Source organism: Enterobacter sp. CGMCC 5087 (assembly GCF_003144775.1).
GTDB classification, from domain to species: Bacteria; Pseudomonadota; Gammaproteobacteria; order Enterobacterales; family Enterobacteriaceae; genus Enterobacter; species Enterobacter cloacae_M.
Map to the genome: position 1 here is coordinate 86,218 of NZ_QFXN01000014.1, position 14,060 is coordinate 100,277.

The window sequence follows — 14,060 nt, forward strand, 5'->3', positions numbered from 1 at the left end:
GGACCGTTGACGGTAAGGCATATCTTTAATTCATTCCTTCATCACTGCCAATAGTAGTAGGACTATTCTTAAGTGGTTGCTGTTTTTTGCACAATCTGAATAATACGTGCAACAACACGGACGACAACATCCCATGAAAATAGAATCACTTATCCTGGCAGTGCTGGTGCTCTTTTCTGCGCCTTCCTGGTCTGCTTTTCAGGAGCGGGAATATAATACCTGGTATATAAAAAATGCGGTCCTTTATGATATGACACAGACATCGGAAGGTTTCCCAGTCATGGTGAGCGTCTCCCAGCCTGGGAGAAAATCCGCTAATTTACTGGTATCCTATATTACTGAAGGCCGCTGTGGTGAGAATAATCTGCCGCTTAATGTGAACGGTAAAGTGCTGCCCGCAAAATATAATTGTGTCCAGATAGGGAAAAACAGAATTGAACATTTTTCAGTGGTGGACGCGGAAAGCGTCAATGGCATGGTGATGCACCTGAGATCTGATTTCACTATTCTCCTGCAAAACGATATCAAAATTTGGGCGGCAAATATCAAAACGCCAAAATATGGACTGGCACCGAGATTCTAACTATGAAATGCCTGTATTACGACAGGCATTTTTTTAGGATGTAACGCAATCATTTTTAAGTTAATAGTTGTAATGCATTACTATTAAATATTAAAGGTAAGTGGCCTTGGTTTTTTACGTATTTAAACGGACTGTATGCTAAACGGTACAAAACCGCATAAATAATCCTTTCTGACGTTATGGATAAAGCTCATTACCAGACTTACGCTTGCTAGCGGCGTTTTAGTTGTTCAACACATCTTTACTGGTAAGGAGCAGAAAATGTCGCAACGTAATAGTCTGGATTTACTAAGCCGTAAAGAAGGAATGTGCCTGTTAGAGCAAAGCATGGGTTTTGTCTGGCAGGCAGCACTTCGAGCCGTCGCGGTATTAGGCGTCGCAGATCGTCTGGTTGAAGGAAAAAAATCCGTCAAGCAACTGGCGAAGGAGTTGAATGTAGACGTTAACTATCTTCATCGAATCATGCGCTTATTGTCCTCTCGTGGCGTTTTCAACGAATTATCTGAAGCTGAATACAGTCTTAGCCATTCAGCGCAATTCCTCTGTTCTGAGCATGAATTTTCCTTGCGTGCGGCGGTGCTCATGCTGACAGACCCAACATTCTGGCAGCCAGCGGCTAAAATGGATGAGATATTGTACGGCAAACCTGTTTTTAATGATTTGTTTGGCAAGCCTTTTTACGAATACTGGCAGCATGACGACACGATGACTGACAGCAACGTTTTTCATGCGGGTATGGCCTCTATGTCATCCGTAGAAAATGAAGTCATCGCAGATAGCTATTCGTTCCCGCAAAACGCCGTGGTTGCCGATATCGCCGGCGGGCTGGGTAACTCATTGCTGGCTGTTTTACGTCGAAATCCGACCCTGACGGGGATCCTTTTTGATCAAAAAGATGTGCTTGAGCGAAATCGACTGCACCTGTTAAATGATAATCGTCGATGGGAAACCGTTAATGGGAGCTTTTTTGAAGCCTGTCCTGCAGCGGACATTTATCTGCTTAAGTATATCCTCATGGACTGGCCTGATGAGAAGGCGGTACAGATACTTCAGTGCTGCAGAAATGCAATGAAAGATAACTCCCGCTTATTAATTTTTGAACCGCTTATTAAAAAAGAAAATAATGAACAGGGACGATTTGAAATTGACCTTCTTCTGTTAACAAGCTTTGATGGAGGACGAGCACGAACAGAGTCTGAGTATCAGGCCTTGTTTGAACAGACCAATCTGAAGCTGAACAAAATAATAGACACCCGTTCGTATCTGTCGATTCTGGAAGTCGTACCTCTCTGAACTGTTTAAATAACATTCGCAGAGCATCTGTCCGGCATTTCGTTTTACCATATTCCTGCTACGCTTGTTTGTTGTACCAGGAGCATGAATATGAAAAACAAAGATGAACAAACCGGATTAGTGGGGCTGGCGATTGGGGCCGCCGTTATTGGGCTGGTTTCAGCGCAGAAACCGATCCATCGCAACAGCATTGTCGATGAACTGGTCAGGCTCGGCAGGCAAAAAGGCGATGGCGTAGAAGATGAGGTTTTCGTTAAGGCTGCCGAGCTGGTGAGAAAAGGGGTATAGCCCATGTCTGAAAGACGAAATGCGAAGTGCCATTGCGGCGCGGTGGCGTTCACCGTTGAGCTTACCGATGGGCTGAACACCGCCCGGCGCTGCAGCTGTTCCTTTTGTCGTATGCGGGGCGCGGTCGTCGTTTCTGCGCCGTTGTCAGGCATTAAGGTGACCAAAGGTGAAGATAAGCTCACCGAGTACCGCTTTAACACGGGAACGGCACGGCATTTCTTCTGCTCGGTGTGCGGGATTTATACGTTCCATCAGCGGCGTTCTAACCCAAACGAATATGGCGTTAATGTCGCCTGTTTTGAAAACGTATCACCTTTTGATTTTCCAGAGGTGAAGGTGATGGACGGCGTTAACCATCCCATGGATGGGGAAAGTGGGGTATTTGGTTATCTTTCTTTTCGCGAGAAAGGGGAAGAGCAGGCATGATTGCCGCCTGGCCACTCTTTTACTCCTCCGGCTATAGTAGGCAGTGGGTAACTGAAACAGGAGAAACTATGCTCTGTGTTGAAAAAGACGATCCGCGTGAGGCCCCTGAATCAGGTGATAAAAAGCCTCAACCTGTAAAAAAATAACGCGACATACGCGTTTACCCGCCACCGGCACTGCTGGTGGCTTTTTATTTCCCAGGCAACCCTGTTAACTGCCATCCAGATGGTTTAACAGCGCGCCGAGATGCCCGACGATATCACCAAAATCAAAAATTAACGCCATCCACAGCAATGCTAAAAGGGTAAGTACGGCAAGGGATACACGACCAAACAACGTTGTTATCCTTAGTGATAAAAGGGCTATCACCGCAGTTTAACCAGCTTTCTTTCAACTTTCCCTCAACAAATCCTTTTCTTAAACTGTCTTTTGAGACGAACTTCAAAAAATAAGCGAGCCCGCATGATTATGCGGGCTCTGACCATCAGAACTGGTAAACCAGGCCTAACGCTACAACATCATCGGTGCTGATGCCGTTGTCTTTGTAGAAGCTGTCATCTTCATCCAGCAGGTTGATTTTGTAATCAACGTAGGTGGACATGTTTTTATTGAAGTAATAGGTGACCCCTACGTCAGCATATTTAACCAGATCCTGGTCACCCTGGCCGTTGCCCAGGTCCTTACCTTTCGACTGCAGGTAGGAAACGGACGGACGCAGGCCGAAGTCGAACTGGTACTGCGCGGTCACTTCGAAGTTCTGGGTTTTGTTCGCCACGGCGTCGGTATTATCACCATACGGTGTCATATTGCGGGTTTCAGAATACATTGCCGCCAGATAGATGTTATTGGCGTCATACTTCAGGCCCGCCGTCCAGGCATCCGCCTTGTCTCCACCCGCAGTGGTATTCATGACCTGCTCGTTGGTGCGGTCAGAAGAGGTATACGCGGCCCCTGCAGTAATCCCCATGCCGAAGTCATAGGTGGTAGAGATACCAAAGCCATCACCGTTCTCGTGACGCGTGTCGCGACCGTTGTTGGTGCCTTCCTGGTTGTTGCTGGCATCTTCATTTTTGCCCTGATACTGCAGCGCAAAGTTCAGGCCCTGCACCAGACCATAGAAGTCGGTGTTACGGTAGGTTGCCACGCCGTTGGCGCGGCTGGTCATAAAGTTGTCGGCTTTGGTGTAGGAGTCGCCACCGAACTCAGGCAGCATATCGGTCCAGCCTTCCACGTCGTACAGCACACCGTAGTTACGACCGTAATCGAAGGAGCCGTAGTCACCCACCTTTACACCAGCGAAGGCCAGACGCGTCCAGGACTGATTATCAGACCCTTCAGTATTATTAGCCTGAATGTTGTATTCCCACTGCGCGTAGCCGGTCATCATATCGTTGATCTGTGTTTCACCCTTGAAACCCAGACGCAGGTAGGTTTGATCGCCGTCAGCACCTTTATCGTCGGAGAAATAGTGCAGACCATCTACTTTTCCGTACAGATCTAATTTGTTACCGTCTTTATTATAAATCTCTGCTGCATGAGTTGCGCCAGCCATTAACAGAGCCGGAATCATCAGGGCCAGTACTTTTCTTTGCATTGTGATATTCCTTTGCAGTTTTTTTATTCAATTACCTGTTGAACTTTCAGAATGAGAAAGTTGTCTCATGCTAAATCACTCCCGTGTAAGAGTAATAAAATATAATTGTTACGAACTAAGTAAAATCTAAACCGAATAAATCGGCGGAAATGGTCATTGGTTTGATGAATGATTTAAAAGTAACTATATTAAATTGGAATTATTAATCAGGCGTTAATTAAGCTAATCTAGCCGGCGTTATATGCCTGTAAGATGATTCATCCATAATTAACGTGAATGCTATTAAGGAAACTAAATAGATATTCACTGATTATCTGGATTCGCCCGGTGTTAATACGCCGGGCTTTTTTTATGGCAAAAAAATGCCCGGACAAGCCGGGCAGGGGAACTAGTCGCTGGTCGGTTTTTCGGCTTTACCCGCCATCTGCGCCAGGAAGTCATAGCGTTTTTGCAGGTCAGCAGCGGCATCTTTCCAGAGCTGCCCGGCCACTTCTGGCTGCTGGGCGTTAAGGCGACGGAAGCGCTGTTCCTGCATTAACGTCTCGGCCAGTGCGTCCGAAGGCGGACGCGAATCCAGCGCCAGCGGTAATTTACCCTCGTCAGCACGACGCGGGTCGAACCGGTAGAGCGGCCAGAAGCCGGTCGCTGTCAGCTGACGCATCTGGTCGTGGCTGAGCGCCAGATCGTAGCCATGCTCTTCGCAAGGGCTATATGCAATGATCAGCGATGGGCCAGGATACGCTTCCGCTTCCTGAATCGCTTTTACCGTCTGGTTAAGCTGGGCACCCAGCGAAATTTGCGCGACGTAAACATGACCATACATCATCATGCTTACACCGAGATCTTTGCGCGCCTTGCGTTTGCCGTGTTCGCCGAATTTCGTTACCGCGCCTAACGGCGTAGCTTTCGATGCCTGACCACCGGTGTTGGAATAACACTGCGTATCCAGAACCAGGATGTTGACGTTTTCGGTCAGGCTCAACACGTGATCCAGCCCGCCAAAGCCGATATCGTAAGCCCAGCCGTCGCCGCCAATCAGCCAGATTGATTTTTCGACCAGGGCGTCAGCGTCGGTCAGCAGCTGTTCAGCCCCCGTCACGCCCTGCAGCGCGCGGCGCAGCTCGGCAACCTGCTCACGGCGTTCTTCTGGCGTCGCGTCCGCGTGAAGCGCGTCATTGAGCTCAGCGGGGATCTGCCCGGCAAACTGTTCCAGCAGGCGCATCACGCGCGCGCGGTGCTGGTCGACGGTCAGGCGGAAGCCCAGGCCGAATTCGGCGTTGTCCTCGAACAGCGAATTTGCCCACGCCGGACCGCGCCCATTCGCGTCAGTGGTGTACGGCGTAGAAGGCAAATTGCCCCCGTAGATGGATGAACAGCCGGTTGCGTTGGCAATCAGCATCCGGTCACCGTACAGCTGGGTAAGCAGCTTGATATACGGCGTCTCACCGCAGCCGGAGCAGGCGCCAGAGTACTCAAACAGCGGCGTAATCAGCTGTGAGGTACGAATATCAATACGTTCCAGTTTGCTGCGATCGATTTCCGGCAGATTCAGGAAGAAGTCATAATTGACCTTCTCCTCTTCAACGTGCTCCAGACGCGACATCATATTGATGGCTTTGATCTCCGGATCCTGCCTGTCTTTCGCCGGACAGACCTCGACGCACAGGTTACAGCCGGTGCAATCTTCCGGCGCGACCTGCAGAACGTATTTCTGTCCGCGCATATCGCGAGATTTCACATCCAGCGAATGCAGGCTGGCAGGCGCGGCTTCCATCTCTTCCGGTGAAACCACTTTGGCTCGAATAGCAGAGTGCGGGCAGGCCGCAACGCAGTGGTTGCACTGGGTACACAGCTCTTCTTTCCAGATAGGGATCGCTTCGGCAATGTTACGTTTTTCCCAGCGCGTGGTGCCCATCGGCCAGGTGCCATCCGGCGGTAGCGCAGAGACGGGCAGGGCATCGCCCAGGCCGGCCAGCATCGCCGCCGTCACGGTCTTCACGAAATCGGGCGCCGCATCGGACACCACCGGAGGGCGGTTCGGGCTTGTGGCATTCACCGGCTGCAGCGGTACCTCAAACAGCAATTCGCGCGCCAGCGCCAGCGCCTGCCAGTTTCGCTCGACCAGCTCCTGGCCTTTGCTGCTGTAGCTTTTGGCAATCGCACCCTGCAGCTCCACCAGCGCGCTGTCGCCCGGCAGAATATTGGTCAGATGGAAGAAGGCCATCTGCATAACGGTATTAATACGCGCAGCCAGTCCACATTCGCGGGCAATTTTTGCGGCGTTGACCACGTAGAAACGGGCTTTTTTCTGGTTCAGCACCGCCTGAACTTCCTGCGGCAGGCGCCCCCAGACTTCGTCCGCGCCGTACGGCGTATTCAGGAGGAAAATGCCGCCGGGCTTCAGGCGCTCGGCCATCTGGTATTTATCAATAAACTGCAGCTGGTGACAGCCAACAAAATCAGCCTGAGAAATAAGATACGCGGAGCGGATGGGCTGTTCGCTCACGCGCAGGTGAGAAACGGTCAAGCCGCCTGCTTTTTTGGAGTCGTAAACGAAGTACCCCTGGGCGTACCATGGCGTTGAGTTGCCGATGATTTTGATGTTGTTTTTGGTCGCGGAGACGCTGCCGTCGCTGCCCAGGCCATAGAACAGCGCCTCAAGTTTGGCGGTCGGGGGCAGGGTATTTTCCGGCAGCGACAGGGACAGGTTAGTCACATCATCATAAATGCCGACGGTAAAGCGCGGTTTGGGTTTCGCTTCGCTTAACTCGTTGAATACCGCCAGCACGCAGTCCGGCCCAAACTCTTTGGAGGACAAACCATAGCGACCCCCGATTACGCGCGGCAGCGTTTCACGTTCGCCCTGATTAAAGGCTTCTGCCAGGGCGGTCATCACATCCAGATAGAGGGGTTCCGCCTGCGCGCCAGGCTCTTTGGTACGATCGAGCACCGCCACAGCGCGGGCGCTTTCAGGGAGAGCCGAAAGCAGATGTTTGGCCGAGAACGGACGATAGAGACGCACCTTAAGCACGCCAACTTTTTCGCCGCGCGTCAGCAGCTCGTCAACCACCTCTTCACAGGTACCAATGGCTGACCCCATCAGCACAATCACCCGTTCCGCCTGCGGATGTCCGTAGTACTCAAACGGTTTGTACTCTCGGCCGGTTGCGGCGGCAAAGTCATTCATTGCCTGTTCAACATGATCGTAAACCGCGTTGTACCAGGGGTTCGTGGCCTCGCGGGACTGGAAATAGGTATCCGGGTTCGCCGATGTCCCGCGAATAACCGGGTGTTCAGGATTAAGCGCCCGGGCGCGATGCGCGTCGATTTCCGCCTGCGGCAACAGATTCAGGATAGTGTCGTCGGCCAGCGGGACGATTTTGTTGATTTCGTGAGAGGTGCGGAAACCATCAAAGAAGTGAATAAACGGCACGCGGCTTTTGAGCGTGGCGATATGCGAAATTAAGGCAAAGTCCTGGGCTTCCTGAACGCTGCTGGCGCACAGCATCGCGCAGCCGGTCTGGCGCACGGCCATCACGTCAGAGTGATCGCCAAAGATAGAGAGCGCGTGGGTGGCAACGGTACGCGCGGCAACGTGCAGAACGAAGGGGGTCAGCTGACCGGCGAGTTTGTAAAGCGTAGGGATCATTAACAGCAATCCCTGTGAAGAGGTAAACGACGTGGAAAGCGCGCCGGTCTGAAGGGCGCCGTGTACCGTGGCAATCGCACCGGCTTCGGACTGCATCTCAACCACTCTCGGGACATCGCCCCAGACGTTTTTTAACCCGTTACCCGCCCAGGCATCCGCCTGCTCGGCCATGGTAGAACTTGGCGTAATCGGGTAGATGGCGATAACTTCACTGGTGCGAAACGCGACTGAGGCAACTGCACCATTACCGTCAATAGTTTGCATATGACAACACCCTTACATTGCGCAAAAAATAGGGGTCTGTATTACGGCAACAAACCCTGAATATTATCTGTGTATTCTAGCAAACGAGGGATTTTACGATTTTCGCTTTTGTGTCCTTGGTATTCCTGCCATCAATGAGTAGATCAAACTTTTGGCGAAAAAATTGCGAGAAATTGTTTCCGGAGCGCATAAATACGCACTTCCGCTCTCGACGACACGGGATGTGATGCCTATTATGCATAGGTTTCGCATTATTCATGGGGGAGAGAGCATGCGCTCAGCATTTTGGGTAGGGTGTGCCGCGTTATTGTTGTCGGCATGTAGCAGTGAGCCAGTCCAGCAGGCAACGGCAGCCCACGTGGCGCCGGGAATGAAAGCGGCAATGTCCAGTTCAGGTCAGGCCAACTGCGCGATGATTGGCGGTTCGCTGTCTGTCGCCCGCCAGCTTGATGGTTCTGCTATTGGGATGTGCGCCTTGCCAAACGGCAAACGCTGTAGCGAACAGTCGCTTGCCGTTGGAAGCTGCGGTAACTACTGATTATTCTACACGCTTAAACATCAGCGTTTTATCGGCTGTCGCCAGGGTTAACTGGTCCTCAGTCAGGTCGACCTGCGCCCCTTTGCGCAGCATGTCGCCGATGGCCTGATCCAGCTCATTCAGCTGCGGCTCGGTACAGAGCTTGCGCGTCATGGCCAGCGTTTTAACCTTCAGCTCGCCTTCGGACAATTTCCCCTGACCGTTGAAGCTGTTACACATCTGACCAGAAACGCTGATGTTATTCACCAGGCTGATATCTGGCAGCGCGCTAAAACCGATCTCAGGTTGCGTTGTCGCGGTCTTCACGGTCTTACCGTTGACGTTTTCCAGCACAAAGCGGTGGTTTTTAAGTTGCTCCGGCTGTACGGAGGCTTTGCCCGGATTAACGCAGCCGGAAAGGACAAGACTAATAACGCTTAAAGCAATGAGCTTTTTCATTTTTCTTCTCAAACTATAAATACCGTGAATCTTTTTCCAGTGTAACGATACTCTGCCGTGCGTTAATGGGGTTTATCTGAAAGTGCTGGGAGGAGCCGGGCAACGCAGCGGTTGCCCGGAATGACGCTAATGCGATTTAAATCCTGCCGCCGTCATCAGCATACGGAAGAGCATACTGACAGCAGCCAGCGCCAGTACGCTGCCGCCCCAGATAATGGCCAGCCACAGTAATCTTTTCCAGACCGGTTGTTGCATCAGTGATAACCCTCCCCATGCTGAACTTTGCCGCGAAACACGTAGTAGCTCCAGAAGGTGTAGACCAGAATAACGGGAATGATCAACAGCGCGCCCACCAGCATAAAGCCCTGGCTTTGCGTCGGGGCGGCGGCCTGCCACAGGGTGATCGACGGTGGAATAATATGCGGCCAGATGCTGATCCCAAGCCCGCTAAAGCCGAGGAATATCAGCCCCAGCGTCAGGATAAACGGACGGCTATGGCTGGCGGGATTATTCAGGCAGCGCCACTGGTACAGGCTAAAAATCACCACCAGGGCAGGGACCGGCAGCAGATAAAACAGATTCGGTAGCGTAAACCAGCGCGCAGCGATGGCCGGTTGCGCCAGCGGCGTCCAGAGGCTGATCGCCGCAATAAACGCCAGCAGCACGATTAACAGCGTTTTCGACACCTCACGCATCCGCTCCTGCAGCGCGTTTTCGCTTTTCATCACCAGCCAGGTAGAGCCTAACAGTGCATAGGCCACTACCAGCCCCGCGCCGCAAAACAGGTTAAACGCGGTAAACCAGTCAAAGGGGCCGCCGGTATAGGCCCGGCCGGTGACGGTAAAGCCGTTAATGACGGCGCCTACCGTCACGCCCTGGGTGAACGTTGCCAGAATGGAACCGCCAATAAACGCCTTATCCCAGAAGGGGCGGTGGGCCGGCGTGGCTTTAAAGCGAAACTCAAATGCCACCCCGCGGAAAATAAGTCCGATCAACATTAATGTTAGCGGAATGGTGAGGGCATCAACGATCACCGCATAGGCCAGCGGGAATGCGCCGAACAGGGCGGCACCGCCAAGCACCAGCCAGGTTTCATTTCCGTCCCAGACCGGCGCGACGCTGTTGACCATCACGTCGCGATCGTCGGCGTTCTTCGTGGCAGGGAACAGAATGCCAATCCCCAGATCAAAACCGTCCATCACGATATACATCAGCGTGGCGAAGACGATGATCACAAACCAAATAATGGAAAGATCGATACCCATTATGGCTGCTCCTTATGTTCAGTTGTGACGGCAGAAAGCGGGCGCGCCGGACGTCCGTCGGACTCGGTAGCGAAAGTTTCATGCGGCTGCGGGCCTTTTCGGATGAGGCGCACCATATAGCTGTAGCCCACGCCGAATACCGAGGTATAGACGACGAAGAAGGCCAGCAGGCTCACGCTCATGTGCAGGTCACCGTGGGCAGACACCGCATCCTTCGTTCGCTGTAGTCCGTAGACCACCCACGGCTGGCGGCCCACTTCGGTGGTGATCCACCCGGCCAGGATGGCAATCAGTCCGGTTGGCCCCATCAGCAGCGCAAACCACAGGAAGGGGCGCGACGAATACACGCGTTTTTTGTAGCGCAGCCAGAGTGCCATCACCCCGAGCAGCAGCATCAGCATGCCCAGGCCCGCCATAATGCGGAATGACCAGAAGACGATGGTGGAATTCGGACGGTCTTCCTTCGGAAACTCTTTGAGGGCCGGAACCTGTTTATCCAGGCTGTGCGTCAGGATAAGACTCCCCAGCGCCGGGATCTCCAGCCCAAAGCGGGTGCGCTCCTGTTCCATATCCGGCCAGCCAAACAGCAGCAGCGGGGTAGGCTCACCCGGCGGATTTTCCCAGTGGCCTTCAATGGCGGCAATCTTGGCGGGCTGGTGCTTTAAGGTGTTCAACCCGTGCATATCGCCAACCATGGCCTGGATGGGGGCGACAATCAGCGTCATCCACAGCGCCATCGAAAACATCGCCCGGATGGCAGGAGTATTATTCCCGCGCAGCAGATGCCATGCCGCGGATGCGCCCACAAACAGGGCGCTGCTCAGGAATGCGGCTATCGACATATGCAGCAGGCGGTAAGGGAAGGAGGGGTTAAACACCACGGCGAACCAGTCCACCGGCACGACCTGACCGTTGACGATCTCATAGCCCTGCGGGGTCTGCATCCAGCTGTTCGATGAGAGGATCCAGAAGGTAGAAATAATAGTACCCAACGCCACCATGCAGGTGGAGAAGAAGTGCAGACCCGGCCCGACTTTGTTCCAGCCGAACAGCATCACGCCGAGGAACCCGGCTTCGAGGAAGAAGGCGGTCAGCACTTCATAGGTCAGAAGCGGGCCGGTAATGCTGCCCGCAAACTGTGAAAATCCGCTCCAGTTAGTGCCGAACTGGTAGGCCATCACCAGCCCGGAGACCACGCCCATGCCAAAGTTGACGGCAAAAATCTTCGACCAGAAATGGTATAGCGAGCGCCAGACCGGATTTTTGGTTTTCAGCCACAGCCCTTCGAGTACGGCAAGATAGCTTGCCAGGCCGATGGTGATCGCCGGGAAAATAATGTGAAAGGATACGGTAAAGGCAAACTGTATCCGTGCAAGGTGAAAAGCATCTAAACCAAACATGCAAAACTCCGCGATGTAATTATGTCGATGCCATTCTAAGCCGCGCCAGCTCTGGGTTGCAGAAACAGACCAGACCTATTTACCTATAACAGTTTACCCACCATAAAACCTCTTCCCCAAAATCCCCCCAAAACTCTTCCCCAAAACCGCTCACTTACTGAGCAGCAATAAACGTCCATCCATCTTCGCGCTCATCGTGGTACATCTCCGTCATTGCTGCAGATTTGTGCCCCAGAAGTTGCTGGGTATCGACACCCTGTTTTTCATATAAACGTTCAGACAAAGAGCGTTGTTCATGAAATGACGTTGGCGTTTTACCCTCAGGAGGAACAATACCAACATGGTCACGGCAACGCGCAAACATAGTGCTGGCTGTGGCCTTGTTGATGGGATCGCCTGATCTGTATTTCTTCGTCGTTCTGACATGATGAACAAGGTAGGGACTCAGCGCATTATCCCTACATCTATCCACAACTTCCCCCAGCGTCAGAGCAATTGCCTCACAACGAAGAGACAGGGGAAGGGCGAGTTTTGCGCCAGTCTTACCCTGTTCGACGTATAAATACCCGTCCTTGATGTCCTTAAATTTCATCTTCAAGATATCTGATAAGCGCTGCGCGGTGACGATGGCCAGCAACAGCGCATTGACGGCCCAGGGCGATTCATTCTTTTTCGCATGCTCGAATATCAGCAGCCAGTCTTCCAGCTTCAGTCGCGCCCGGGTGACCTTTATCTGAGGTTTACGTGTTGCCATGACCGGGTTGAATCCAGGCGGCACTTCTCCCGCAAACTGAGCCTCTTTGAAGATATCGACCCAATCCGCTCTGATGTTCTTGGCCTGGCTGAATTTACCCTGGTCAATAAATTCCTCAAGAATGGCAGCCATCTCGCGCGATCCTACTTCCTTAAGAGGCGTATTAGCCACCCGGTCACAGAGGAGGTTAGCGGCGCGTTTGCGGCCCTCGACCGTTGACCGGGATAGCTCTCCTTTCTGGAGTTTTTTATCCAACAACGTGAGGTATTTTTCCACCCAATCCTTAAATCGAACGTCCACCCCGTTGCCGGCCCGCTTCTTCTTTGCAAGATCGATAAGGGCAAAACTCTGTTCCACCTGCTGAGAAGCGAACAGGCGATTCAATTCCATAGCGGCGGCCCTCGCGGTATCTTCACAGGTACCAAAACTTTGCCATGTTTGGGTAAACGGATCCTTGTACTGCCAGTAAACTTTGTTATTTCGCTTATCGAGTTTCACGTAAAGGTTCTCGATATCGATATTGTGCTTACGAGGTGCGCCCATTGATCACTTTCTCCACGAGGTTTTTCGCCGCTTCAGGGAGATTCTGAGAAATTTTGGGTTTACCTACACTGCCAATAAAAATGGCATCCTCATCAACAACCCAGCGTTTCCCGTCTTTTGTAGCTGGAGGGAAAATCTGACCTGTTTTCGCCAGATAATTTAGCCTGGATTGTTTCTGTGGGTAGTCGAATCCGTTTGGTCCGATAGCCCAATCCTGAAGTAAAACTTTTTTGGTCATGAGTCACCTCATACCCGGCCTGCAGGATAGCGCTGACCGGGGATCACAACTGATTATCGAAATTCACTTAACTTGAACAGCCCGGCACCGGGTTTAAAGCGCAGCATATTGCGGCAGTGATTACGCCGCTGGGCGACCAGGCCGACACCAATAGACGTGCTTTGCATGCCTGCCAGCTTTGCCAGTTGGGTAAGAGCACGGCGCCAGAGTCCCCGGCGTTCCAGTTCGCTGATCTCTGCTTCGAGCCTTGCGACATCCTCAGTTGATGCGGTCTGAACATACGGCGCGGTTTCCGGTACCGGTTCGTAATCGGGAGCAGTTGAGTAAAAGCTGACATGTCCAACTTTCTCCCTGATCACTTTACCTTCATTGACAAGCTTACTGAGGGTGCTGCTGCACTGGCTGTTATCGGTCGCTGCAGCATCAGCAATAACGGAAATAATCGAGCGTGGGTTGCGGTATAAAAATTGGTGATCTTGTTTTTTCTGGTCATGGTGAATCATTAACGTCCGTTAACGCCTCTTAATTTGTTTACGTATTTCATACATTTTGTTGGGCTGCATTCCTGCCATGTATTTTTGTGTTGCATTTTCTGACTTGGCGTGTAATAGCAAACCGTTCCAGATGGAGTTCTGAAAACTAGGGTGTTATTTCCCTCTTCAAATGTAATGTTGTTATTTAGGAAAAATGCCTTAATTCTTTCATGCGCTCCGTTACGTGCCCTTTTCCTGCCTTCTTTCAGGAAAGGGGCGATGTCACGGAAATAATCGCCCATATCGCCCATTTA

The 14,060-nt window shown here is 52.1% G+C and carries 17 protein-coding genes; 6 read left to right on the plus strand and 11 right to left on the minus strand.

Features of this window, described 5'->3' with window-relative positions; genetic code table 11:
- Nucleotides 1-133: 133 nt before the first annotated feature.
- The 5 genes from DEO48_RS00565 (at nt 134) to DEO48_RS27040 (ending at nt 2,736) form a co-directional block, all read left to right on the plus strand.
- On the plus strand, nt 134-583 hold the full coding sequence (locus DEO48_RS00565) for a hypothetical protein (protein WP_023312009.1): 450 nt from the start codon (nt 134-136) through the stop codon (nt 581-583).
- A gap of 261 nt (nt 584-844) precedes the next feature.
- Nucleotides 845-1,876 carry a methyltransferase gene (locus tag DEO48_RS00570; RefSeq protein WP_109843994.1) on the plus strand — a complete coding sequence of 344 codons (1,032 nt, stop codon included), beginning with the start codon at nt 845-847 and terminating at the stop codon, nt 1,874-1,876.
- Nucleotides 1,877-1,966: 90 nt separating this feature from the next.
- Complete coding sequence (locus DEO48_RS00575; protein ID WP_023312007.1) at nt 1,967-2,164, plus strand: hypothetical protein; 198 nt, start codon at nt 1,967-1,969, stop codon at nt 2,162-2,164.
- A gap of 3 nt (nt 2,165-2,167) precedes the next feature.
- Entirely contained in the window at nt 2,168-2,590 is a 423-nt protein-coding gene (locus tag DEO48_RS00580) for a GFA family protein (RefSeq protein ID WP_023312006.1), read from the plus strand.
- A gap of 68 nt (nt 2,591-2,658) precedes the next feature.
- On the plus strand, nt 2,659-2,736 hold the full coding sequence (locus DEO48_RS27040; RefSeq protein ID WP_223239581.1) for a hypothetical protein: 78 nt from the start codon (nt 2,659-2,661) through the stop codon (nt 2,734-2,736).
- A 64-nt stretch (nt 2,737-2,800) separates the two neighbouring features.
- Here the strand turns inward: DEO48_RS27040 and DEO48_RS27045 are convergent, their stop codons facing one another.
- The 3 genes from DEO48_RS27045 to nifJ form a co-directional block, all read right to left on the minus strand.
- Nucleotides 2,801-2,926, minus strand: coding sequence for a hypothetical protein (locus DEO48_RS27045; protein ID WP_255319991.1), 126 nt, complete (start codon nt 2,924-2,926; stop codon nt 2,801-2,803).
- Between the two features lie 148 nt (nt 2,927-3,074).
- On the minus strand, nt 3,075-4,184 hold the full coding sequence (gene ompC / locus DEO48_RS00585) for a porin OmpC (RefSeq protein ID WP_109843995.1): 1,110 nt from the start codon (nt 4,182-4,184) through the stop codon (nt 3,075-3,077).
- A 388-nt stretch (nt 4,185-4,572) separates the two neighbouring features.
- Nucleotides 4,573-8,097: a pyruvate:ferredoxin (flavodoxin) oxidoreductase gene (gene nifJ / locus DEO48_RS00590; RefSeq protein ID WP_109843996.1), complete on the minus strand. Its 3,525-nt coding sequence runs from the start codon at nt 8,095-8,097 to the stop codon at nt 4,573-4,575.
- Between the two features lie 271 nt (nt 8,098-8,368).
- On the opposite strand from nifJ, the gene DEO48_RS00595 reads away from it, so the two are divergent.
- Nucleotides 8,369-8,635 carry a DUF333 domain-containing protein gene (locus DEO48_RS00595; protein WP_023312003.1) on the plus strand — a complete coding sequence of 89 codons (267 nt, stop codon included), beginning with the start codon at nt 8,369-8,371 and terminating at the stop codon, nt 8,633-8,635.
- Here DEO48_RS00595 and hslJ read toward each other — a convergent pair whose 3' ends face one another.
- The 8 genes from hslJ to DEO48_RS00635 all read right to left on the minus strand — a co-directional run bounded on the left by hslJ (nt 8,636) and on the right by DEO48_RS00635 (nt 14,057).
- Nucleotides 8,636-9,073, minus strand: a complete 438-nt coding sequence (hslJ, locus tag DEO48_RS00600; RefSeq protein ID WP_109843997.1) for a heat shock protein HslJ — start codon at nt 9,071-9,073, stop codon at nt 8,636-8,638.
- Between the two features lie 126 nt (nt 9,074-9,199).
- Nucleotides 9,200-9,328: a DUF2474 domain-containing protein gene (locus DEO48_RS00605; RefSeq protein ID WP_008501283.1), complete on the minus strand. Its 129-nt coding sequence runs from the start codon at nt 9,326-9,328 to the stop codon at nt 9,200-9,202.
- Entirely contained in the window at nt 9,328-10,338 is a 1,011-nt protein-coding gene (gene cydB / locus DEO48_RS00610) for a cytochrome d ubiquinol oxidase subunit II (protein ID WP_109843998.1), read from the minus strand. Before cydB ends, DEO48_RS00605 begins: the two co-directional genes overlap by 1 nt.
- Complete coding sequence (locus DEO48_RS00615; protein ID WP_033145693.1) at nt 10,338-11,738, minus strand: cytochrome ubiquinol oxidase subunit I; 1,401 nt, start codon at nt 11,736-11,738, stop codon at nt 10,338-10,340. Before DEO48_RS00615 ends, cydB begins: the two co-directional genes overlap by 1 nt.
- Before the next feature lie 154 nt (nt 11,739-11,892).
- The gene (locus DEO48_RS00620) at nt 11,893-13,035 is read right to left on the minus strand and encodes a tyrosine-type recombinase/integrase (protein WP_109843999.1); all 1,143 of its coding nucleotides are present in this window, start codon (nt 13,033-13,035) and stop codon (nt 11,893-11,895) included.
- A complete protein-coding gene (locus tag DEO48_RS00625; protein WP_109844000.1) occupies nt 13,019-13,273 on the minus strand; it encodes an excisionase in 255 nt (84 codons plus the stop codon). The genes DEO48_RS00620 and DEO48_RS00625 overlap by 17 nt, the downstream gene beginning before the upstream one ends.
- 53 nt (nt 13,274-13,326) lie before the next feature.
- The gene (locus DEO48_RS00630; RefSeq protein ID WP_109844001.1) at nt 13,327-13,776 is read right to left on the minus strand and encodes a hypothetical protein; all 450 of its coding nucleotides are present in this window, start codon (nt 13,774-13,776) and stop codon (nt 13,327-13,329) included.
- Entirely contained in the window at nt 13,776-14,057 is a 282-nt protein-coding gene (locus DEO48_RS00635; protein ID WP_109844002.1) for a hypothetical protein, read from the minus strand. The genes DEO48_RS00630 and DEO48_RS00635 overlap by 1 nt, the downstream gene beginning before the upstream one ends.
- Nucleotides 14,058-14,060: the final 3 nt, after the last annotated feature.

Coding starts and splice junctions, on each gene's coding strand:
- DEO48_RS00580 (WP_023312006.1), top strand. CDS start 2,168: ATGTCTGAAAGACGAAATGCGAAGTGCCATTGCGGCGCGGTGGCGTTC.
- DEO48_RS00595 (WP_023312003.1), top strand. CDS start 8,369: ATGCGCTCAGCATTTTGGGTAGGGTGTGCCGCGTTATTGTTGTCGGCA.
- ompC (WP_109843995.1), bottom strand. CDS start 4,184: ATGCAAAGAAAAGTACTGGCCCTGATGATTCCGGCTCTGTTAATGGCT.
- DEO48_RS00570 (WP_109843994.1), top strand. CDS start 845: ATGTCGCAACGTAATAGTCTGGATTTACTAAGCCGTAAAGAAGGAATG.
- DEO48_RS00615 (WP_033145693.1), bottom strand. CDS start 11,738: ATGTTTGGTTTAGATGCTTTTCACCTTGCACGGATACAGTTTGCCTTT.
- nifJ (WP_109843996.1), bottom strand. CDS start 8,097: ATGCAAACTATTGACGGTAATGGTGCAGTTGCCTCAGTCGCGTTTCGC.
- DEO48_RS27040 (WP_223239581.1), top strand. CDS start 2,659: ATGCTCTGTGTTGAAAAAGACGATCCGCGTGAGGCCCCTGAATCAGGT.
- DEO48_RS00625 (WP_109844000.1), bottom strand. CDS start 13,273: ATGACCAAAAAAGTTTTACTTCAGGATTGGGCTATCGGACCAAACGGA.
- DEO48_RS00575 (WP_023312007.1), top strand. CDS start 1,967: ATGAAAAACAAAGATGAACAAACCGGATTAGTGGGGCTGGCGATTGGG.
- DEO48_RS00620 (WP_109843999.1), bottom strand. CDS start 13,035: ATGGGCGCACCTCGTAAGCACAATATCGATATCGAGAACCTTTACGTG.
- DEO48_RS00565 (WP_023312009.1), top strand. CDS start 134: ATGAAAATAGAATCACTTATCCTGGCAGTGCTGGTGCTCTTTTCTGCG.
- DEO48_RS00630 (WP_109844001.1), bottom strand. CDS start 13,776: ATGATTCACCATGACCAGAAAAAACAAGATCACCAATTTTTATACCGC.
- DEO48_RS00605 (WP_008501283.1), bottom strand. CDS start 9,328: ATGCAACAACCGGTCTGGAAAAGATTACTGTGGCTGGCCATTATCTGG.
- cydB (WP_109843998.1), bottom strand. CDS start 10,338: ATGGGTATCGATCTTTCCATTATTTGGTTTGTGATCATCGTCTTCGCC.
- DEO48_RS00635 (WP_109844002.1), bottom strand. CDS start 14,057: ATGGGCGATATGGGCGATTATTTCCGTGACATCGCCCCTTTCCTGAAA.
- hslJ (WP_109843997.1), bottom strand. CDS start 9,073: ATGAAAAAGCTCATTGCTTTAAGCGTTATTAGTCTTGTCCTTTCCGGC.